We start from the raw sequence: 19,456 nt of genomic DNA, 5'->3' as shown, positions 1-19,456 counted from the left end.
GTCTCCTCAGACTCTATGACGGACAGGCCCATTCCTTCAGGGCGGCCCTGTCCGGGAAGTCGGCCACGTCCTTGTCCAGCGGACGGTCCGTGTACTGGTGGAAGCGCCACGGCGCCTTGATACGCGGGTGCCCGGCCGAGACGTAGTCGGCGATCCACAGGCCGTCACCGGCGTACGAGGTCGTGTCGTGGTGGAGCCAGAAGTCGCGGTTGCAGTACAGGATCACCCGGTGTGTGGGCCGCAGCCGTTTGACCTCCTTCAGGAACTGGTCCTTCTGCGCGTTGCTCGCGTACGTGCCGCCGCCGGTGCGCTCCCAGTCCGCCGCCAGCAGGTCGCCCTCCACGGACGCGCACTTCTCGACGAAGTACTTCGCCTGCGCCGCGATGTTGCCCGGCCACAGGAAGTGGTAGAAGCCCACCACGCAGCCCGCCTGGCGGGCCTTGGCGGCCTGCGCGCCCTGGTGCGGGTTGATGTACGAGCGGCCTTCTGTCGCCTTGATGACGACGAAGTCCAGTCCGTTCGCCGAGTACGAGGGGTTGTGGGAGCTGACGTCGACGCCATGCAGCATGTGCGGCCTCCTGCCGACCGAAAACGATCGATTACGATGCGTCACGTGGTGTTATCAGCAGTTCAACATGTCCACGGCGCCTCGCGCCAGAGTTCGGCGGCGAACTTCCGCTGATCAACGCGTTGTTGGCGGGCGTGCGGCGGTGGTTGACGTTCTTCGACCGAGGATGATCGACTACCGTTTCGGTAGCGATCCGTAGGGGCTCGGGCCCCGGTTTCGGCGCGAGGGCGCGCGGTCCGGCCACGGAGGGGGCGCGTGTCGGTCAGAGAACCGCCAGGGTTCGGCCAGACCGGGCGCCCCCGCGTTTCGGCCGCCCGCCGGCGTGTGCGGCGCTTCGCGCCGGAACGCCCCGCGCGGGACCCGTACCCCCGCCCCCGAAGCTGCCCCGAGCACATGCGTCCGGCACGAACCATCTCTGACCTTGGCAGACTTACCGGATGACGCACGCCGCACGACGCCCCGCCGGCGACCGCCCCGCCGGCCCCTCCACGGCCCGGCCCGCCACCGTGCTTCCCCTGCCCTCGGCGGAGGCCCCATGACGCCGTCCGAAACACGCCCGCGACGGCCGCGCGTCCCCGGTTCGCTCCGCGCCGCCGCGCTGTGCGCCCTGCTCCTCACCGCCACCGCCACACTGCTCGCCGCGCACGGCTGGGCCCCGCTCGGCCCGGAACAGGCGGCGCACACCTGGGCCGTGACCCACCGGCCGGACGCGGCGGGCACGGCCGCCCGCGTGCTCACGGCCACCGGCTCCGGCCCCGTCCCGTACGCGCTGGCCCTCCTGGCGGGCGTCCTCGCGGGCCGGAACACGCGCGAGCGCCTGCACGCGGCCGCCGTCGCCCTGACCGTCCTCCTCCTCGGCCAGGCGGTCCGGTACGGCCTGATGGAGCTGATCACCCGCCCGCGCCCCTCCGCGGCCGACTGGACCGCCCGGGCCACCGGCCACTCCTTCCCCTCCGGGCACTCCACGACGTCCCTCCTGGTGGCCGGCCTCCTCGCGTGGGCGGTGCTGACCCGCACCCGCCGAGCGCCCGCCCGCCGCCTGGCCTGCGTACTGCTCGCCCTCTGGGCGGCGTCCGTCGGCGCCACCCGTGTCTATCTGGGCGTCCACTGGCCCGGCGACGTGCTCGCGGGCTGGCTGCTCGCCGCCGCCTGGCTCTCCCTCACCCTCCACCTCGTACGCACCGGCCGCCTGCCGGTCCCACGCGCCCCTGCTTCCCCGCGCGCCTCCACCGCCGCCCCACAGCCCCCGAACAGTTCATGACCAGCCCAGATGTTCCCCAAGGAAGGCATGGAAAGGCACAGAACCGAGCAACACCCCCGTGGCACCGTACGCACCGCCGGCCCAGGCGGAGGCCCTTCATGGACATCCGACACGACTGCGCGCCACCACGCTGCCCCGCCGCACCGGCACCGGACCCGACCCCGTGCGAAGGGCCGCACGACGCGGCCACGATCATCGACCCGCACGGCCGGGAGGTCGCGGGCTGCGTCCACCACTGCGCCCGGGTGCTGGCCGGCCTGGACGGCGCCCGGGTCCACCCGTTCGCCTCGGCGGGCAGCGCCATGGAGATATACCTCCGGGCCCGCGAACTGCCGCCGTGCGCCTGGGAAATAGGCAAGTGAAGGGACGAACACGCAGGCCGGCGGGTATTGTCAGTGCCGGGCCGTAGTCTGCGGGCATGACGACGAACGGGGAAGCGGCGACGAGCGGGGAAGCCGACGCGGGCGCCGCCGCGCGACAGCGGACGGCCGCACGGAAGCCGACCGTGGCACGGGAGCGGACCCTCGCACGAGAGCAGACCGTGGCACGAGAGCGGACCGTCGCTCAAGAACGGACCGCCGGACGAGCCCCGGGCGTCCAGCCGTACTACGCCCGCTCCGCGGAAGCACTGGCCGAGCGGTACGAAAGCCTCCGCTTCGAGACCGTGCACGAACACTTCCTGCCCCTGCTGCCCGCGGCCCCGGCCCGCGTGGCGGACATCGGCGCGGGCACCGGCCGGGACGCCGCCGCCCTGGCCGCCCTCGGACACGAGGTCACCGCCGTCGAGCCCGTACCGGAACTGCGCCGCGTCGCCCGCCGCCTCCACCCCTCCCCGGCGATCCGGTGGCTGGCGGACTCCCTCCCCGCCCTGCCCCGCCTCGACGGAGCGGCCGGCGCCTTCGACGCGATCCTCCTCTCCGCCGTATGGATGCACCTGGACGCACCGGACCGCCCGGCCGCCATGCGCCGCCTCCACACCCTCCTCGCCCCGGGCGGCCGCCTCCTCATCTCCCTGCGCCACGGCCCCCCGCCCGAGGACCGCCGGATGTACGACATCCCCGCCCCCGAAACCGTCACCCTGGCCACCCACCACGACCTGCGCCCCCTCCAGCAGACCACCGCCACGGACCACCTCGGCCGCGACACCGTCCACTGGTCGTCACTGGCCTTCGAGAAGGAGCGGGCATGACCCAGGACGACTTCTACGCCGCCGACCCGTCCGCCCGCGCATCGTGGCGGATGGCCATCCTGATGGGCCGCAACGCGCGCACCTACAAGTTCGCCCTCGGCGACGCCCTGCTCCGCCAGGCGGCCCAGGGGCACACGGAAATCCCGCTGCGCGACCTGGCCGCCTCGTACGCGATGGCGTTCCTCGACCGCCGGGCTCCCCAGGCGCCGGGGAGCGAAGAGGCGCTCGGCGCGACGGACTTCCTGACCGTGACGGCCCAGGAGGGCGCGGAGTCCCGGCGGCTCGGCCGCCCCACCGACCGGCTGCTGGACGCCGCGGAGCAGTCGATTCCGGGGATGGTCATGCGCAAGTTCCACAACCACGGCGGCGGGGAGACACCGCACCGCTTCTACGACCTCGCCGGGCGCGGGCGGCACCGTACGGTGCGGCTCAGTCCGGCTCTCGGGCAGGTGGCGCGCTCGTACGAGCGGGACGGGCTCGGCGCGGAGCTGGACGCCCGCTGGAGCATCGTGGAGAGCAGCTTCGCGACCGGTATAGGCCGCAGCCTGATCGAGGAAGGCATCTACGTCGATCTGGAAACCCTGCACATCAAGGACCGGCACCGGCGCCGCTCGGTCACCGGTGTGGCCGAGGCCGTGGCCGGGTTCCAGCACGGGCGCTGCCACATCTGCGACGAGCCGTTGGACTCCGGCACACGGACCGCCGTGGACCACGTCTTCCCGCACGCCCTGATGCGCCGCTTCGCCAGTGTCGGCGGCTGGCGCGGCCCCGACCTGGACAGCTTGTGGAACCTCGCGGTGGCCCACGCGCAGTGCAACGGCGCGAAGAGCGACCGCATGCCGAAGCCCGCCGAACTGACCCGCCTGGCCCGCCGCAATGAAGCGATCATGCGCTCCCCGCAGCCCCTCCGCACCACCCTCCGCCGCACCCTGGGGAACGCGGTCCCCGGCCGCCGAATACCGAACTGGACCGCGTTCCTGCATGAGGTCGGGAAGGTGTGCGCCTAGGAGGCCGTCCGTCCGGGGGAGGGAAAGCTGCCCACCGGCCGGGCTGCGGGGACCCGTAGAGGGGCTCCCCGCAGCGCCCCCCCCGGCCTGAGGTGCAGAGACGCGCACCCCGTCAGCCGGCGACCCGGGCCCGAAGGGCCCTCAGCACTCGATGATGTTGACCGCCAGCCCGCCCCGGGCCGTCTCCTTGTACTTGACGCTCATGTCGGCGCCGGTGTCCTTCATGGTCTTGATGACCTTGTCGAGGGAGACGTGGTGGCGGCCGTCGCCGCGCAGGGCCATGCGGGCGGCGGTGACGGCCTTGACGGCGGCCATGCCGTTGCGCTCGATGCACGGGATCTGGACGAGGCCGCCGACCGGGTCGCAGGTCAGGCCGAGGTTGTGTTCCATGCCGATCTCGGCGGCGTTCTCGACCTGCTCGGGGGTGCCGCCGAGGACCTCGGCGAGGCCGCCGGCCGCCATCGAGCAGGCCGAGCCGACCTCGCCCTGGCAGCCGACCTCGGCGCCGGAGATGGAGGCGTTCTCCTTGAAGAGCATGCCGATGGCGGAGGCGGCGAGCAGGAAGCGGACGACGCCTTCCTCGTCGGCGCCGGGCACGAAGTTGACGTAGTAGTGCAGGACGGCGGGGATGATGCCGGCCGCGCCGTTGGTGGGGGCGGTGACGACCCGGCCGCCGGCCGCGTTCTCCTCGTTGACGGCCATGGCGTAGAGGGTGGTCCACTCCATCGCGTTGGCCTCGGGGTTGCCCTCGGCGCGCAGCGCGCGGGCGCCGTTGGCGGCGCGGCGGCGGACCTTCAGGCCGCCGGGCAGGATGCCCTCGCGGGACGTGCCGCGGGACACGCAGTCCCGCATGACCTGCCAGATCTCCAGCAGCCCGGCGCGGATCTCGTCCTCCGTGCGCCACGCCTTCTCGTTCTCCAGCATGAGGGAGGAGATGGACAGGCCGGTCTCGCGGGAGAGGCGCAGCAGCTCGTCGCCGGTGCGGAAGGGGTACTTCAGCACGGTGTCGTCGAGCTTGATGCGGTCCTCGCCGACCGCGTCCTCGTCGACGACGAAGCCGCCGCCGACGGAGTAGTAGGTCTTCTCCAGCAGGGGCGCGCCGCCCGCGTCGTAGGCGAAGAGGGTCATGCCGTTGGCGTGGTACGGCAGGGAGCGGCGGCGGTGCAGGATCAGCTCGGTCGACTCGTCGAAGTCGATCTCGTGGTCGCTGCCTATCTCGGCGCCGAGCAGCCGCAGCCGGCCGCTCTTGCGGATCCGCTCGACCTCGTCGTCGGCGGTCTCGACGTCCACGGTGCGGGGGGAGTGGCCCTCCAGGCCGAGCAGGACGGCCTTGGGGGTGCCGTGGCCGTGGCCGGTGGCGCCGAGGGAGCCGAAGAGTTCGGCCCGTACCGCCGTCGTCTGGGCGAGCAGCCCGTCCTTCTTGAGCCGCCCGACGAACATCCGGGCGGCGCGCATCGGCCCCACGGTGTGGGAGCTGGACGGGCCGATGCCGATGGAGAAGAGGTCGAAGACGGAGATGGCCACGGTGGCGGACTCCCTTGTCTGCTCGTGGTGGACGGTGGAGCACATGGAGCTGAGGGGGCGGACGAAACGGAAGGTACGTTTCTGCGCCGACTGTCGAGCCTAACCCGGACGGCGCACAGACTCTCAGACGGAGGCCATCGGACGGTTGTCCTCCGGCACAACGGCAGACGTCGCAGGGGAGTCGCTTCCGGCGTCGAGAGCGGGGTCGGTGCCGGTCAGACCGGTCTCGTGGGCGCGGACCCCGGCGCGTACGGCCCAGAAGTAGAAGGCGACGGCGGAGAGCGCGACCAGGGCGATGTCCAGGCCGCCGGGGATGACGCCGTGGCCGCCGAAGTCCGGGCTGCCGAGCGCGGACACCGCGGACATCCAGGCGAGGAAGCCGACCAGCCACCAGGCGGGCGCGAACTGCTTGCGCAGATCCGTTTCCCCGCGCCGCCGCAGCACCACCGCCGCGACCGGCGCGGCGACCAGCGTCAGCAGCGCGACCTTGCCGGTGTCCGGCCACTTCGACCAGTACAGCGCGCACGCCGCGAAGGCGAAGGTGAGCGGGCAGAGGACCTTCGCGGCGGGCAGCCGGAACGGGCGCGGCAGGTCCGGCCGGGTCTGCCGGAACACGCCGACCGCGATCGGGCCGATGAGGTACGAGATCACCATGGCGGCCGAGACCACGCTGGCCAGCGCGTTCCAGCTATGCCCGACGGTGATCAGCAGCAGGACCGAGAAGCCGAGGTTGAGCCACATCGCGGGCCGGGCGGTCCCGTACCGGGGGTGGACGGCGGCCAGCTTCTTCGGGAAGAAGCCGGTCTCGGCGAGGTTCTGGACCATGTACGCGGCGGACGCGACGTTGGCGATGTTGGAGCCGGCCGGCGAGATGAAGGCACCGAACTGGAGCATCGTGACGACCCAGTGCAGCATCAGGATCTTGGCCAGGTCGGCGAAGGGCGAGTTGAAGTTCACCCCGTGCCAGCCGCCGGCCTGCGCCAGTTGCTCCGGCGGTACGGCGCCGAGGAACGCCGTCTGCAGGGCGAGGTAGATCACCAGGCCCAGCGAGAGCGCGCCGACCAGCGCGACCGGGATGGCCCGGCCGGGGTTCTTGGCGGCGCCGCCGAGGTTGACCACGGCCTGGAAGCCGTTGAAGGCGAAGACCACACCGCAGGTGGTCACGGCGGTCAGCACGGCCGGCCAGCCGTACGGGGCGAAGCCGCCGTGCGCGGTGAAGTTCGAGGTGTGGAAGCCGGAGGCGATCAGCGCGGCCACGGCCAGCACCGGGATCGCGAACTTGACCAGCGTCAGGACGGTGTTGGCGCGGGCCAGCAACTGGACCGACCAGTAGCAGGTCAGCCACAGCGCGAAGGTCAGCAGCAGCGCGACGCCGCTCCCGGTGAGGGTGAGGTGGTTGGTGGCCGGGTCGACCAGGTCCTGGGCCCAGCCGAAGCCCCAGGAGGACATGTACTGGGTGGCGGCGATGGACTCGATGGGGATCAGCGAGGCGACCGCGATCCACACCGCCCAGCCGGTCAGGAAGCCGAGCACGGGGCCGTGCGAGAGGTGGCCGTAGCGGGCCATGCCGCCGGGGATCGGGTACGCGGCCCCGACCTCGGCGTAGGACATCGCGATCATGCCGATGAAGACGGCGCCGATGATCCAGGCGACCAGCGCCGCGGGCCCCGCGACCTGTGCGGCGGAACCGGCGCCGAAGAGCCAGCCGGAGCCGAAGATCGAACCGATGCCGATCATGGTCAGGGCGAAGAGACCGATCCCCTTGCGGTTGCCCGCGCTCATGTCCATTGCCGTACGTGTTCCGTCCTGCTGTGGTGCGAAGGACCCCGCGTCGTTGAGGGGCCGGTTCTCAGCCTATGGGGCGGAAAATCACCGTAAGGCGGACGGAAAAGCCGTACGCCCGAGGTCAACGACCCCGGGCGCACGGCCTGTTCACCCCGTGGACACCGCCGTGGCGGCACCTTTCGGGGCGTACTTCATGAAACGCGTCACACGGCCGCGGCGAGCGCGCCACAGCGGCGCGCGCCGACGGACCGCGTGGCGCCGGTCACAGCGACGGCCGCAGGGCCGTCACAGCGACGGATACAGCGGGTGCTTCCCGGCCAGGGTGGTCACCCGGGCCTTCAGCGCCTCCGCGTCGTACGACGGCTTCAGCGCCTCGGCGATGATGTCGGCGACCTCGCGGAAGTCCTCCGCCTGGAAGCCGCGGGTGGCCAGCGCCGGGGTGCCGATCCGCAGGCCCGAGGTGACCATCGGGGGGCGCGGGTCGTTCGGTACGGCGTTGCGGTTGACCGTGATGCCGACCTCGTGGAGGCGGTCCTCGGCCTGCTGGCCGTCCAGCTCGCTGTTGCGCAGGTCCACCAGGACCAGGTGCACGTCGGTGCCGCCGGACAGCACGGAGACGCCGGCCTCGGTGACGTCGGACTGCGTCAGGCGCTCGGCGAGGATGCGCGCGCCGTCCAGGGTGCGCTGCTGGCGCTCCTTGAACTCCTCGCTCGCCGCGACCTTGAAGGACACCGCCTTCGCCGCGATGACGTGCTCCAGCGGACCGCCCTGCTGGCCCGGGAAGACCGCCGAGTTGATCTTCTTGGCGAGTTCCTGGGTGGACAGGATCACACCGCCGCGCGGACCGCCGAGGGTCTTGTGCGTGGTGGTGGTCACGACGTGGGCGTGCGGCACCGGGTTGGGGTGCAGCCCGGCCGCCACCAGCCCGGCGAAGTGCGCCATGTCGACCATCAGGTACGCGCCGACCTCGTCGGCGATCCGGCGGAACGCCGCGAAGTCCAACTGGCGCGGGTACGCGGACCAGCCGGCCACGATGAGCTGCGGACGGGTCTCCTTGGCCAGGCGCTCGACCTCGCCCATGTCGACCTGACCGGACTCCTCGTCGACGTGGTAGGGCACCACGTTGTAGAGCTTGCCGGAGAAGTTGATCTTCATGCCGTGGGTCAGGTGCCCGCCGTGCGCGAGGTTCAGACCCATGATCGTGTCGCCCGGCTTGAGCAGCGCGAACATCGCGGCGGCGTTGGCCTGCGCGCCGGAGTGCGGCTGCACGTTCGCGGCCTCGGCGCCGAACAGCGCCTTGATCCGGTCGATGGCGATCCGCTCGACCACGTCGACGTGCTCGCAGCCGCCGTAGTAGCGGCGGCCCGGGTAGCCCTCGGCGTACTTGTTGGTGAGGACCGAGCCCTGGGCCTCCATGACGGCGGCCGGGGCGAAGTTCTCCGACGCGATCATTTCGAGGGTGGACTGCTGACGGTGGAGCTCGGCGTCGACGGCGGCGGCGACGTCGGGGTCGAGCTCGTGGAGGGAGCTGTTCAGAAGCGACATGACTACTTCCTGGGGTTCGCGGGGCGCACGGCCCCGCCGGGCGGCGGGGTGGGCTTGTCAGCCGGTGAAGGCGGTGTACTCGTCGGCCGAGAGCAGGTCGTCCGGCTCGCCGCTGACCTTCACCTTGAACAGCCAGCCGCCCTCGAACGGGGCGGTGTTCACCAGCGAGGGGTCGCTCACCACGTCCTCGTTGATCTCCGTGACCTCGCCGTCGACGGGGGAGTAGAGATCGCTGACGGACTTGGTCGACTCCAGCTCACCGCAGGTCTCGCCCGCCGTGACCGAGTCACCGACCGCGGGGAGCTGCACGAAGACGACGTCGCCGAGCGCGTTGGCGGCGTGCTCGGTGATGCCGATCGTCGAGACGCCCTCCTCGGCGGCCGACAGCCACTCGTGCTCCTTGCTGTAGCGCAGCTGCTGGGGGTTGTTCATGTCTTGATTCTCCTGGATACGGTGGCGTGCTCGGTGCAGGGGTCTTGACAGGTGAGACAGGGGTGCGTCCGGGACGGGGCCGGGGGCGTCACTTCTCGCGCTTGTAGAAGGGAAGCGCCACGACCTCGTACGGCTCGTGGGTGCCACGGATGTCCACCGCCACACCGGCGGTGCCGGGCGCGGCGTGCGCGGCGTCCACGTACGCCATGGCGACGGGCTTGCCGAGGGTGGGCGAGGGGGCACCGGAGGTGACCTCGCCGATGACGGCGCCGTCCGGGCCCACGACCGGGTATCCGGCGCGCGGCACCCGGCGGCCCTCGGCGATCAGCCCGACCAGCTTGCGCGGCGGGTTGGCCTCGGCCCGGTCCCGGGCCGCCTCCAGGGCGGCGCGGCCCACGAAGTCGCCGCCGTTCGTCGTCTTCTCGAACTTCACGACCCGGCCCAGGCCCGCGTCGAACGGGGTGGTGTCCGTGGTCAGCTCGTGCCCGTACAGCGGCATGCCCGCCTCCAGGCGCAGCGTGTCCCGGCAGGACAGGCCGCAGGGGACCAGGCCGGCGTCCTTGCCCGCCTCCGTCAGCGCCTCCCAGAGGGCGACCGCGTCGGCCGGGCGGACGAACAGCTCGAAGCCGTCCTCGCCGGTGTAGCCGGTACGGGCGATCAGCGCCGGGACGCCCGCGACGGTGCCGGGCAGCCCGGCGTAGTACTTCAGGCCGTCCAGGTCGGCGTCGGTCAGACCCTTGAGGATGCCGGGGGACTCCGGGCCCTGCACGGCGAGCAGCGCGTACGCGTCCCGGTCGTCGCGCACCTCGGCGTCGAAGCCGTCCGCCCGCTCGGTGAGCGCGTCCAGCACGACCTGGGCGTTGGAGGCGTTGGCGACGACCATGTACTCCGTCTCGCCGAGGCGGTAGACGATCAGGTCGTCCAGGATGCCGCCCTCGGCATCGCAGATCATGGTGTAGCGGGCGCGGCCGACGGCCACGCCGCCGATGTTGCCGACCAGCGCGAAGTCCAGCAGATCGGCGGCGCCGGAGCCGGTGACGGTGATCTCGCCCATGTGCGAGAGGTCGAACAGGCCGGCGCGGGTACGGACGGCGACGTGCTCGTCCCGCTCACTGCCGTAGCGCAGCGGCATGTCCCATCCGGCGAAGTCGGTCATGGTCGCGCCGAGGGCGCGATGCGTCGCGTCCAGCGCGGTGCGGCGGGGGGCTTCGGTCATGGTGGTGGCTCCCGGGCATGGGTGACAAGACGGTCTCCCCATCTGTCATCGGAACCTGAGAGGTTCACCGGAAGGCCGTGACCGGTCCCGGCTTGCACCTTGGGTGGAGCCACACCACGGCGGCCCGCTTTTCAGATCTGCCTCGCCCGCGCGGTATCGGGGCCTGAGAGATTCAAGGGAGGACTTGCTCCTTCGGCGCCCCGCCGTGACGGCCGGGGACTCTCCCGCGCGGATTCAAGCGGCCGGTATGGAGTTGGCTGAGCGTGGCACCCGTACCAGGACGCACACGGCGGTGTGCGGACCGGCACTTGGCGCGCACATCATCGCACGGGATCGCCGGATACAGGAGCCCTGGTCGTACCGGTGTTCGCAGGGCTGTCACGACAGTGTCCCGGGGCTGTACGGATCGTGGGATTTCCTTGAAGCGCATTACCTTTTCTTGACACTCTGCGGGTAAGGGGACGACGGACCGGGGAGGGGCGATCACGGTGCACAGGCAGGCCGCACTCGCGACAAGTCCGGGAGGCGCGCCCCCGGGCTGTGTCCCGGAACCGGTTCCGGCCGCCGTGCCGGGGCCCCGGCGGCTGCCGCTCGGGGTGGTGCGCCCCGGCCGGACGCGCACCGCGGCGCCGGACGCGCCGGCGGTGGACGTCGTCGACCTCAGGGACCGCGACACCCCGCGCGAGGCGGCCGCGCTGCACTTCGCGGCGGGCGACGTGGTGGTGGTCTCCGGCCTGCCGGGCAGCGGCAAGAGCACGCTCATGATCCGGGTGGTGCCCGCCCTCGACGCGCGCGGCGCCGCCGTGCACCGCATCGACTCGCAGGACGTACGGGAGCGCTGGGAGCGCGGCAGGCTGCGCCGGCTTCCGTACGCGCTCTACCGGCCGCTGGTCCGGGCCTCCCACTACACGGGGCTGCGGCGGGCGCTGCGCTCCGGCGGCAGCGTGGTGGTGCACGACTGCGGCACGCTCACGTGGGTACGCCGCTGGCTCGCGCGCGAGGCCCGGCGCGGGGGACGCGGACTGCACCTGCTGCTGCTGGACGTACCGCCCGAGGTCGCGCTGTCCGGGCAGCGCTCGCGCGGACGCGGAGTCTCCGGTTACGCCTTCGCCCGGCACCGGCGCGCGGTACGGCGGCTCACCGCCCGCGCCCGTGCGGCCCGGCTCCCCGCGGGCTTCACCTCGGCCGTCCTGCTGGACCGGCCGGCGGCGGGGGCGCTGCGGCAGATCGCCTTCGAGTGAAGGCTGCCGACGGGTACGTGTGAGCGCCGCCTTCGGGTGCTTCGGGTACGAGTGCGGCCCGCCTCTCAAGGGCTGGGCGTCCGTACCCCTCGCCTCCGCTCCGGCCTACCGGACACCTGACGGGCCGTACGGAACCTCCCGTACGACCCGTCACTACCGGTCCTAGTCCAGACATATCTCCCGCATCCGCGCCTCCTCCGGACGCTCGGCGCCGGGCCGATCTAGAGGCCCAGTGCCTTGAGCAGCACAGTCGGCAGTGAGAGCACCGAGTTGACCAGCGACGGGACACCCTGCTGCTGCGCCTCGGCGGGCTGCTGGCGCGGCGCGTCGGCGGGCGGCTGCGCGTCGGCGGCCGGCTGCTGGTCACCGGCCGGCTGCGGGTCGGCGGCCTGCTGGGCGCCGTCGCCCGGCCGCGGGTCGCTGATCGGCGCCTTCGGCTGGGCGGCCGGCTGGTCGTCCGCGTCGTCCGCCGGCTCCGCGGCGGGCCGGGCCGGACGGTTGGCCGCCGGAGCGGCCGCGGGCCGGTCGGCCGGCTGCTGCAGGCCGCCGAGGAGCTTGTCCAGGCCCAGGATCGTGAAGATGTCGGTGACGGACCGGGAGACCGAGCCGGTCAGGCTCGTGGAGTCGGTGTCCTCCCCGGGGGCCGGGGCCCGGCGCTCGGCCAGCTCGTCCAACTGCGTGCGCAGGTCCTGCGAGACCCTGCGCAGCCGGACGGAGTCGGCCGTCACCGTACGGTCGGAGTCCTCGTTCAGTTGGTCCGCCAGCCGCTGCGCGTCCTGGAGGACCGTGTCCAGACGGGTGCGGGCGGACCGCACCTGCACGGAGTGGCCGCGGCTGTCGGCCGACTTCTCGGCCAGTTCGGCCGAGGCGTCCGCCAGCCGGCCGATGTCGTCGACGATGATGCTGTGGTTGCGGACCGGCGGCTTGGGGTCTTCCGACGCGGCTGCCGCGGAACCCACGGCGCCGAGGGCGAGGGCGCCGGCGGTGGCGGCGCTGACGAGGGTGGCGGCGGTCCGGTGCGTTGCCATCAGGAGACGTGCCTTTCTGTAGGAACGGAACGGCAGGGCAAGATCACCCTGGAGCCACCTTGAGAGGGGTGTGTACGGTCCGCAACCGCTCGCGCGCGTTCGGTGGTCCCCCGGACGCACCAGGGCCCCGGCCGCCTGCTGGCGTTAGGGTCGTCGACCAGGTAAAGCGCGGTACGGAGCGGGTGGGTGGACATGGACTTTCCGGAGCAGGGCATTCCGCGGCTGGAGTGGCCCGCCAACGAACTGGAGGAGGTGCTCGCCGCCTCGGTGGGGCACCCCGGGGCGGGCGCCCGCATCGTCGAGGTGCTCGGCCGCAGCCGGATATGGGTGCCGCTGCCCAAGGGCGGCGGCCCGGAGAGCGCCGGGATGGGCCGGGCGGGCCTGGACCTGCCCACCGTCGAGATCGGCTCGGCCGCGTATGTCCCCGTCTTCAGCTCCGAGCAGGAGTTCCAGCGGGTGGCCGGGCCGCAGATGTCCTTCGCCGTCGCGCCGGCCGCCGAGTTCGCCCGCGGCCTGCCCCCGCTGCTCGGCATCGCCGTCAACCCGGAGGGCACGGTCGGGGTGCCGCTGCCGCCGGACGCGGTCGCCGAGCTGTGCCGCACCGGCCGCCCGGACCAGCCCGGCGCGCCGAGCGGCGCCCGGGTCCGGCTGTTCGAGCCGGACTGGCAGGAGGAGCCGGTGGACTTCCTGGCCGCGGCCGGGCTGGAGTTCTCGTCGGCCGGGTTCGTGGTCACCGCGCGCCGCGCGCTGGCCAGCGTCGAGGGGGAGGCGCCCGCGCTGTTCGTCGGCGTCCAGGTGGATGCCATGGCCGTCGCACCGCACGACCCGGCCGTACGGGACGCGGTGACCGCCGCCCTCGGGCGGGCGCTCGGCGGGACCCCGCTGACCTGGCCCGTCCAACTGGTCATGCTGGACCTCGCGCAGGGCGACCCGGTCGCCGACTGGATGCTGGAGCGGGTCCGGCCCTTCTACTCCCGCGACGTCGTCTAGCCGCTCAGGCCCCACACCCCCCACGCCCCGCGCCCCGGCACGCCCGGGGTGCTCCTTCCCGTGACCGCAAGCCGTGTGTGCTGATCCGGCCGGGGTCCGGACGCAGGCTCTAAGCTGTTGTTGCAACCGGCAGGCGTACCCCACGTGCCTGCCGACAGGAAGGGACGGACCACGTGAGCGCGGGTGCGCATCAGGGAGCGGCTGCCGGGCAGGTCGAGCAGATGCTGCAGCAGGTCTCGCCCGGCCGGTACGACGCCTACGAGGCGTTGCTGCAAGCGCTCGCCGCCGGTCAGGTCTGGATGCTGCTCTGGCACGGCCAGGCCGGCTCGCCCGATGCGCAGTACGGCAACATGGAGGTCGACGGGCTCGGCTACGCGCCGTGCGTGACTTCCGCCCCCGAACTCGCCGCCAGCGGCTGGAACCGCGCCCACGAGGTCGTCTACGGACGGGACATCGCGGCCACCCTCTTCCCCGACCGCTGGGGCCTGTGGCTCAACCCGCACGCCCCCGGCGGCGGCGTCGGCATCCCGTGGCTGGACCTGCGGCGCATCGCGGGCGGCCTGGACCGGCTGCCGGCCGGCCCGCTGCGGATCTCCGAACCGGCCATCGAGATTCCCCAGTTCTACGCCCTCCTGGGGCAGAACGCGCACCGCACGCCCGCGGTGCGCTCCCTGCGCCGGGCCTGGGTGCAGCCCGCCCTCGGCGCCCCGTACCTGGCCATCGGCCTGGACCTGTATGACACGGGTCAACCGGCCGTGGACTCCGTACGGTTGATGATCCAGCAGTCCATCGGCGCGGTGCCGGAGGGACTGCCCGTCTCGACGGTCGCGATGAACGACGAGTACGACCCGGTCGGCATGTGGATGCGGGCCAACGCGCGCCCGTTCTTCGACCGCGACGCCTACGCGGCGGGCCCGGTACCCGCGCCTGCCCCGGCCCCCGCGCCGTCGTACGGGTACGGCTACCCGCGCCCGTACTGAGCTTGCCGGCCGGGGCCTGGCCGCGGCCCGGGGCAGCGGGCTCGCGGCGTGCGGATCGCGCGCCTATGAGGGCAAATCGAACGGCCACATTCCCCCAGCAGGGGGTTACCCACGGGGCGTGAGCGGGAACCGTGCCGCGCCCCGCCTCACGTCACGCCCTGCCTCACGTGACGTTCCGCCTTACGGTCGCGCCCCGCCCCTCGTCGCCCCGCCGTTACCCGCCCGGCGCCGCCCCTCCACACCGCACCGCCCCGCGACTGACGCCGCCCCCACCGCCCTACAGGCCGAATTGGGCGCTGTCGCCGAGAAGTTGAGCCCTGTTCGGGCCCGTGCGAACCGCTCAGTCGGGGCGGGTGTCCGCATAACGGAGGGCCGTGGGCTACATCACAGTTACGCATCCATTCCCGGCCAGGGCTGGTGAGTGATCGCAACTCGGATGAAGACTCCCGCAGCAGAGGGTTTCGGCCCTGTGTACGAGATGCACCGTTCGTCGTCGCGTGACGTTCCGCGACTTCTGCTCCGCCCGCAACATCCGCAAGACCTGCAACACCTGTACTCGCAACACCTGTACCCGCATTGCCAGCCGTACAAGCATCAGTTGCTCCAGTCTGTTCCAGAGCTCTCCCCGTTGCACCAGCAGCACCACTCGCACCAGGACATTTCCCGCACCAGGGCACCACTCGCACCAGAAGCACCATTCGCACCAGTGATGTGAACCAGGCCGCCGACCGCGGCGCGCAAGGGCCGGCGGCGCCGGCCGAGAGGGGTCAAAGGCACCGTGACCGCACCGATCGAGACCACCGGGGCGGCTGCCGAAGCGCAGCCGGAAGCGGTGCTGGAAGGCGTCGAGAGCAAGAAGATCGAGGGGCGCTCGCTCGGCCAGATCGCCTGGCTGCGCTTCCGGCGCGACAAGGTCGCGGTAGCGGGTGCCATCGTTGTCATCCTGCTCATCGTGATCGCGGCGCTGTCCCGGCCGATCCAGTCCTGGCTGGGCCTGGACCCGAACAGCCCGAACCAGGACCTCATCGACCCCAACACCACGCTGCCCAAGGGCGACTTCGGCGGCATGAGCCTGGACCATCCGCTCGGCGTGGACCCGAAGTTCGGCCGCGACCTGCTCGCCCGGGTGCTGGAGGGCTCCTGGGTCTCGCTGATCGTGGCGTTCGGCGCGACGCTGCTGTCGGTGGCCATCGGCACCGTGCTCGGTGTGGTGGCCGGCTTCTACCGGGGCCGGGTGGACGCGCTGATCAGCCGGCTGATGGACGTCTTCCTGGCGTTCCCGCTGCTGCTCTTCGCCATCGCCATCTCGGCCTCGCTCCAGGGCGGCGCCTTCGGGCTCGAAGGGCTGCCGCTGCACATCTCGGTGCTGATCTTCGTGATCGGTTTCTTCAACTGGCCGTACATGGGCCGGATCGTGCGGGCCCAGACGCTCTCGCTGCGGGAGCGGGAGTTCGTGGACGCCGCGCGCGGCATGGGTGCCCGCGGCCCGTTCATCCTCTTCAGGGAGCTGCTGCCCAACCTGGTGGGCCCGATCATCGTCTACTCGACGCTGCTGATCCCCTCCAACATCCTCTTCGAGGCCGCGCTGAGCTTCCTGGGCGTCGGTATCCAGCCGCCCCAGGCGTCCTGGGGCGGGATGCTCAACCAGGCGGTCAAGTTCTACGAGGTGGACCCGCAGTACATGCTCGTCCCCGGCCTCGCGATCTTCGTCACCGTGCTGGCGTTCAACCTCCTGGGCGACGGCCTCAGGGACGCGCTGGACCCGCGCAGCAGCCGCTGACCCCGCCCGGGCGCCGTACGTCCGGCAGCACCCACCCAAGTTTCCGACCAACGAAGGGGAAACCGACCATTATGCGAAGGTCAGTCCCGGTCGCAACGATCGCGGCCCTCACCAGTGCGGGCCTGTTGCTGTCCGGCTGCAGCGGCAAGAGTTCGAGCAGCGGCTCGGCCGAGGCGAACGCCGCCACCAAGGGCATCGTCAACGCCTCGGACGAGAAGGGCGGCACGCTCACGTACGCGATGAGCGACGCCCCGAGTCCTACGACCCGGGCAACACGTACTACGCCTACGTCTGGAACTTCAGCCGGCTGTACGCCCGCCCGCTCACCACCTTCAAGCCGGGGCCGGGCCCCAAGGGCAACGAGCTGGTGCCGGACCTCGCCGAGTCGATGGGCAAGTCCAGCGACGGCAACAAGACCTGGACGTACAAGATCCGCAAGGGTCTGAAGTACGACGACGGCAAGCCGATCACCTCGAAGGACGTCAAGTACGCGGTGGAGCGCAGCAACTTCGCGCGTGACGTCCTCTCGCTGGGCCCGAACTACTTCCAGACGTACCTCAAGGACAACGAGGGCGGTTACAAGGGCCCGTACAAGGACAAGAGCCCGGAGGGGCTGAAGTCCATCGAGACCCCGGACGACCAGACCATCGTCTTCCGCCTCAAGCAGCCCTTCGCGGAGTTCGACTACCTGGTCAGCGCCCCGCAGACGGCTCCGGTGCCGCAGGCCAGGGACAAGGGCGCGGACTACACCAAGAACATCGCCTCCTCGGGCAGCTACAAGTTCGACACCTACGAGGAGGGCAAGAAGGTCGTCCTCGTCCGCAACCCGAACTGGGACGCCAAGACCGACCCGCTGCGCAAGCAACTGCCGGACAAGATCGTGCTGAACATGAAGGTCGCCCAGTCGACGATCGACAAGGACCTGAAGGCCGGCAACACCCACATCGACATGGCCGGCCGCGGGGTGGACGCCCAGACCCAGGCCCAGCTCCTGACGAGCACCAAGGAGAAGGCCAACACCGACAACGCGCTCGGCCAGCGCCTGTCGTACGTGGCGATCAACCCCAAGGTCGCGCCGTTCGACAAGGTCGAGTGCCGCCGGGCCGTGCAGTACGCGGTCGACAAGAAGGCCGTGCAGACCGCGCAGGGCGGGCCGATCCGCGGTGACGTCGCCACCACCGTGCTGCCCACCGACCTCGCCGGGTACCAGAAGTTCGACCAGTACCCGCAGAAGTACAACGGTGAGAACCTCGACCTGACCGAGGCCAAGAAGCAGTGGCAGGCGTGCGGCGCCGGCAACGTGAGCACCACCATCAGCGCCCGCAGCGACCGCCAGGACGAGGTGGACGCGGCGACCTCGGTGGTCGGTTCGCTGAAGAAGATCGGCATCGACGCCAAGATCCAGACGTACCCGAGCGGCAAGTACTTCTCGGACTACGCGGGCGTGCCGGAGTTCACCAAGAAGAACAACATCGGTCTGATGATGATGCAGTGGGGCTCGGACTACCCGACGGGCTTCGGCTACCTGAACCAGATCGTCAACGGCAAGGCGATCCAGAAGTCCGGCAACTCCAACCTCTCCGAGCTGGACGACCCGGCCATCAACAAGCTGCTCGACGAGGCCATCGCGACCAGCGACAAGGGACAGCGCGAGAAGGACTACGCGGAGATCGACAAGAAGACGATGGAGCAAGCGGTCATCGTCCCGCTGACCTACTTCAAGATCCTGCTGTACCGCTCGCCGAAGGCCACCAACCTGGTGTCCACCTCCGCCTACAGCGGTGAGTACGACTACCTCAACGTCGGCGTCAAGAAGTAGCAGCCCCGGAAGGCAGGTGAAGGCATTGGTGTCCGCGGGCCGGCCGGTCCGGTCCGCGGCGCCGACGCCGCAGTCCCGTGTTCGCGTACATCATCCGCAGGTTGATCAGCGCTGTGATTCTGCTGCTGATCGTCAGCGCGGTCACCTTCGGCATCTTCTTCGTGCTGCCGAAACTGGCCGGACAGACCGCTGACCAGTTGGCCGCGCAGTACATCGGAAAGGCCCCATCGGCCGCGGACCTCGCCGCGGTGAAGGCGAATCTCGGCTTCGACAAGCCGGTCTTCGTACAGTACTGGGACTTCCTGAAGGGCATTTTCGTCGGGGTGGACTACAAGTTCGGCCCGGACGCCGCCACATGCAACGTGCCGTGCTTCGGCTACTCCTTCAAGACCCACCTGGAGGTCTGGCCGGAGATCCAGACCCGGCTCCCGGTGACCGTCTCGCTGGCCGCCGGCGCGGCCGTCGTGTGGCTGGTCTCCGGTGTCGCCACCGGCGTGCTCTCCGCGCTGCGCCCCGGCTCGGTCTTCGACCGGGTGGCGATGAGCATCGCGCTGGCCGGTGTGTCGCTGCCCATGTTCTTCACCGGCGCGCTGGCGCTGGCCCTGTTCACCTACCAGTGGCCGATCATCGAGCGCAGCGACTACGTGCCGCTGTTCGAGGACCCCTTCATGTGGGCCCAGACGCTGGTGCTCCCCTGGATCACCCTGGCCTTCCTCTACTCCGCCCTCTATGCACGCCTGACCAGAGCGGGCATGTTGGAGACGCTGAGCGAGGACTACATCCGTACCGCGCGCGCCAAGGGGCTGGGCGAGCGCAAGGTCGTGGTGCGCCACGGTCTGCGTGCCGCGCTCACCCCCATCATCACGGTGTTCGGCATGGACGTGGGCCTGCTGCTCGGCGGTGCGCTCATCACCGAACAGGTCTTCTCCCTCAAGGGGGTCGGTGCGTTCGCCGTCGAGGCGATCAACGCCAACGACCTGCCGAACATCCTCGGCGTCACCTTGCTCGCCGCGTTCTTCATCGTCATATGCAACCTGGTGGTGGACGTTCTGTACGCCGCCGTCGACCCGCGGGTGAGGCTCTCGTGACCG

General features: G+C 71.3%; 16 protein-coding genes, 1 pseudogene and 2 riboswitches. Of the genes and pseudogenes, 10 read left to right on the top strand and 7 right to left on the bottom strand.

Annotated elements, in window-relative coordinates; translation table 11 throughout:
- Window positions 1-13: 13 nt before the first annotated feature.
- The gene (locus EJG53_RS12210; RefSeq protein ID WP_125044865.1) at window positions 14-568 is read right to left on the bottom strand and encodes a GH25 family lysozyme; all 555 of its coding nucleotides are present in this window, start codon (window positions 566-568) and stop codon (window positions 14-16) included.
- A gap of 535 nt (window positions 569-1,103) precedes the next feature.
- Here EJG53_RS12210 and EJG53_RS12205 point away from each other — a divergent pair.
- The 4 genes from EJG53_RS12205 to EJG53_RS12190 all read left to right on the top strand — a co-directional run bounded on the left by EJG53_RS12205 (window position 1,104) and on the right by EJG53_RS12190 (window position 4,025).
- On the top strand, window positions 1,104-1,829 hold the full coding sequence (locus EJG53_RS12205; RefSeq protein WP_125044864.1) for a phosphatase PAP2 family protein: 726 nt from the start codon (window positions 1,104-1,106) through the stop codon (window positions 1,827-1,829).
- A 98-nt stretch (window positions 1,830-1,927) separates the two neighbouring features.
- Window positions 1,928-2,191 (top strand): hypothetical protein, encoded by a 264-nt coding sequence (locus tag EJG53_RS12200; RefSeq protein ID WP_125044863.1) that lies wholly within the window; start codon window positions 1,928-1,930, stop codon window positions 2,189-2,191.
- 56 nt (window positions 2,192-2,247) lie between these two features.
- Window positions 2,248-3,018 (top strand): class I SAM-dependent methyltransferase, encoded by a 771-nt coding sequence (locus EJG53_RS12195; RefSeq protein WP_167515100.1) that lies wholly within the window; start codon window positions 2,248-2,250, stop codon window positions 3,016-3,018.
- Entirely contained in the window at window positions 3,015-4,025 is a 1,011-nt protein-coding gene (locus tag EJG53_RS12190) for an HNH endonuclease (protein ID WP_125044862.1), read from the top strand. Before EJG53_RS12195 ends, EJG53_RS12190 begins: the two co-directional genes overlap by 4 nt.
- 141 nt (window positions 4,026-4,166) lie before the next feature.
- Here the strand turns inward: EJG53_RS12190 and EJG53_RS12185 are convergent, their stop codons facing one another.
- From EJG53_RS12185 to gcvT, 5 genes are all read right to left on the bottom strand, one after another.
- Window positions 4,167-5,549, bottom strand: coding sequence for an L-serine ammonia-lyase (locus tag EJG53_RS12185; RefSeq protein WP_031004352.1), 1,383 nt, complete (start codon window positions 5,547-5,549; stop codon window positions 4,167-4,169).
- 123 nt (window positions 5,550-5,672) lie between these two features.
- Window positions 5,673-7,337, bottom strand: coding sequence for an APC family permease (locus tag EJG53_RS12180; protein ID WP_125044861.1), 1,665 nt, complete (start codon window positions 7,335-7,337; stop codon window positions 5,673-5,675).
- A gap of 282 nt (window positions 7,338-7,619) precedes the next feature.
- Window positions 7,620-8,879 (bottom strand): serine hydroxymethyltransferase, encoded by a 1,260-nt coding sequence (glyA, locus tag EJG53_RS12175; RefSeq protein ID WP_031004354.1) that lies wholly within the window; start codon window positions 8,877-8,879, stop codon window positions 7,620-7,622.
- A 57-nt stretch (window positions 8,880-8,936) separates the two neighbouring features.
- Window positions 8,937-9,311, bottom strand: a complete 375-nt coding sequence (gcvH, locus tag EJG53_RS12170) for a glycine cleavage system protein GcvH (RefSeq protein ID WP_031004355.1) — start codon at window positions 9,309-9,311, stop codon at window positions 8,937-8,939.
- 88 nt (window positions 9,312-9,399) lie between these two features.
- On the bottom strand, window positions 9,400-10,527 hold the full coding sequence (gene gcvT, locus EJG53_RS12165; RefSeq protein WP_125044860.1) for a glycine cleavage system aminomethyltransferase GcvT: 1,128 nt from the start codon (window positions 10,525-10,527) through the stop codon (window positions 9,400-9,402).
- A gap of 32 nt (window positions 10,528-10,559) precedes the next feature.
- Window positions 10,560-10,668, bottom strand: a riboswitch (glycine riboswitch).
- Window positions 10,669-10,764, bottom strand: a riboswitch (glycine riboswitch).
- Window positions 10,765-11,015: 251 nt separating this feature from the next.
- Between gcvT and EJG53_RS12160 the strand changes: the two genes are divergently transcribed.
- The gene (locus EJG53_RS12160; protein ID WP_167515098.1) at window positions 11,016-11,768 is read left to right on the top strand and encodes an AAA family ATPase; all 753 of its coding nucleotides are present in this window, start codon (window positions 11,016-11,018) and stop codon (window positions 11,766-11,768) included.
- Window positions 11,769-11,989: 221 nt separating this feature from the next.
- On the opposite strand, the gene EJG53_RS12155 is transcribed toward EJG53_RS12160, so the two are convergent.
- Window positions 11,990-12,796 (bottom strand): hypothetical protein, encoded by an 807-nt coding sequence (locus EJG53_RS12155; protein ID WP_125044858.1) that lies wholly within the window; start codon window positions 12,794-12,796, stop codon window positions 11,990-11,992.
- Window positions 12,797-12,988: 192 nt separating this feature from the next.
- Between EJG53_RS12155 and EJG53_RS12150 the strand changes: the two genes are divergently transcribed.
- The 5 genes and pseudogenes from EJG53_RS12150 (at window position 12,989) to EJG53_RS12130 (ending at window position 19,453) form a co-directional block, all read left to right on the top strand.
- Window positions 12,989-13,786, top strand: a complete 798-nt coding sequence (locus EJG53_RS12150) for an enhanced serine sensitivity protein SseB (RefSeq protein ID WP_125049325.1) — start codon at window positions 12,989-12,991, stop codon at window positions 13,784-13,786.
- Between the two features lie 173 nt (window positions 13,787-13,959).
- Complete coding sequence (locus EJG53_RS12145) at window positions 13,960-14,766, top strand: enhanced serine sensitivity protein SseB C-terminal domain-containing protein (protein ID WP_125044857.1); 807 nt, start codon at window positions 13,960-13,962, stop codon at window positions 14,764-14,766.
- Between the two features lie 778 nt (window positions 14,767-15,544).
- Entirely contained in the window at window positions 15,545-16,546 is a 1,002-nt protein-coding gene (locus EJG53_RS12140) for an ABC transporter permease (RefSeq protein ID WP_031004361.1), read from the top strand.
- Window positions 16,547-16,617: 71 nt separating this feature from the next.
- Window positions 16,618-18,365, top strand: a pseudogene (locus tag EJG53_RS12135) (ABC transporter substrate-binding protein).
- Between the two features lie 77 nt (window positions 18,366-18,442).
- A complete protein-coding gene (locus EJG53_RS12130; RefSeq protein WP_125044856.1) occupies window positions 18,443-19,453 on the top strand; it encodes an ABC transporter permease in 1,011 nt (336 codons plus the stop codon).
- The last annotated feature ends 3 nt before the right edge of the window (window positions 19,454-19,456 follow it).

Source organism: Streptomyces chrestomyceticus JCM 4735 (assembly GCF_003865135.1).
Classification (GTDB): domain Bacteria; phylum Actinomycetota; class Actinomycetes; order Streptomycetales; family Streptomycetaceae; genus Streptomyces; species Streptomyces chrestomyceticus.
The sequence above is the reverse complement of the archived record's forward strand: the minus strand, read 5'-3'. Positions and strand labels throughout refer to the sequence as shown.

Excerpts from the sequence above, each read along its gene's own strand:
- EJG53_RS12210 (WP_125044865.1), bottom strand. The coding sequence starts at position 568 with ATGCTGCATGGCGTCGACGTCAGCTCCCACAACCCCTCGTACTCGGCG.
- EJG53_RS12205 (WP_125044864.1), top strand. The coding sequence starts at position 1,104 with ATGACGCCGTCCGAAACACGCCCGCGACGGCCGCGCGTCCCCGGTTCG.
- EJG53_RS12200 (WP_125044863.1), top strand. The coding sequence starts at position 1,928 with ATGGACATCCGACACGACTGCGCGCCACCACGCTGCCCCGCCGCACCG.
- EJG53_RS12195 (WP_167515100.1), top strand. The coding sequence starts at position 2,248 with ATGACGACGAACGGGGAAGCGGCGACGAGCGGGGAAGCCGACGCGGGC.
- EJG53_RS12190 (WP_125044862.1), top strand. The coding sequence starts at position 3,015 with ATGACCCAGGACGACTTCTACGCCGCCGACCCGTCCGCCCGCGCATCG.
- EJG53_RS12180 (WP_125044861.1), bottom strand. The coding sequence starts at position 7,337 with ATGGACATGAGCGCGGGCAACCGCAAGGGGATCGGTCTCTTCGCCCTG.
- glyA (WP_031004354.1), bottom strand. The coding sequence starts at position 8,879 with ATGTCGCTTCTGAACAGCTCCCTCCACGAGCTCGACCCCGACGTCGCC.
- gcvH (WP_031004355.1), bottom strand. The coding sequence starts at position 9,311 with ATGAACAACCCCCAGCAGCTGCGCTACAGCAAGGAGCACGAGTGGCTG.
- gcvT (WP_125044860.1), bottom strand. The coding sequence starts at position 10,527 with ATGACCGAAGCCCCCCGCCGCACCGCGCTGGACGCGACGCATCGCGCC.
- EJG53_RS12155 (WP_125044858.1), bottom strand. The coding sequence starts at position 12,796 with ATGGCAACGCACCGGACCGCCGCCACCCTCGTCAGCGCCGCCACCGCC.
- EJG53_RS12150 (WP_125049325.1), top strand. The coding sequence starts at position 12,989 with ATGGACTTTCCGGAGCAGGGCATTCCGCGGCTGGAGTGGCCCGCCAAC.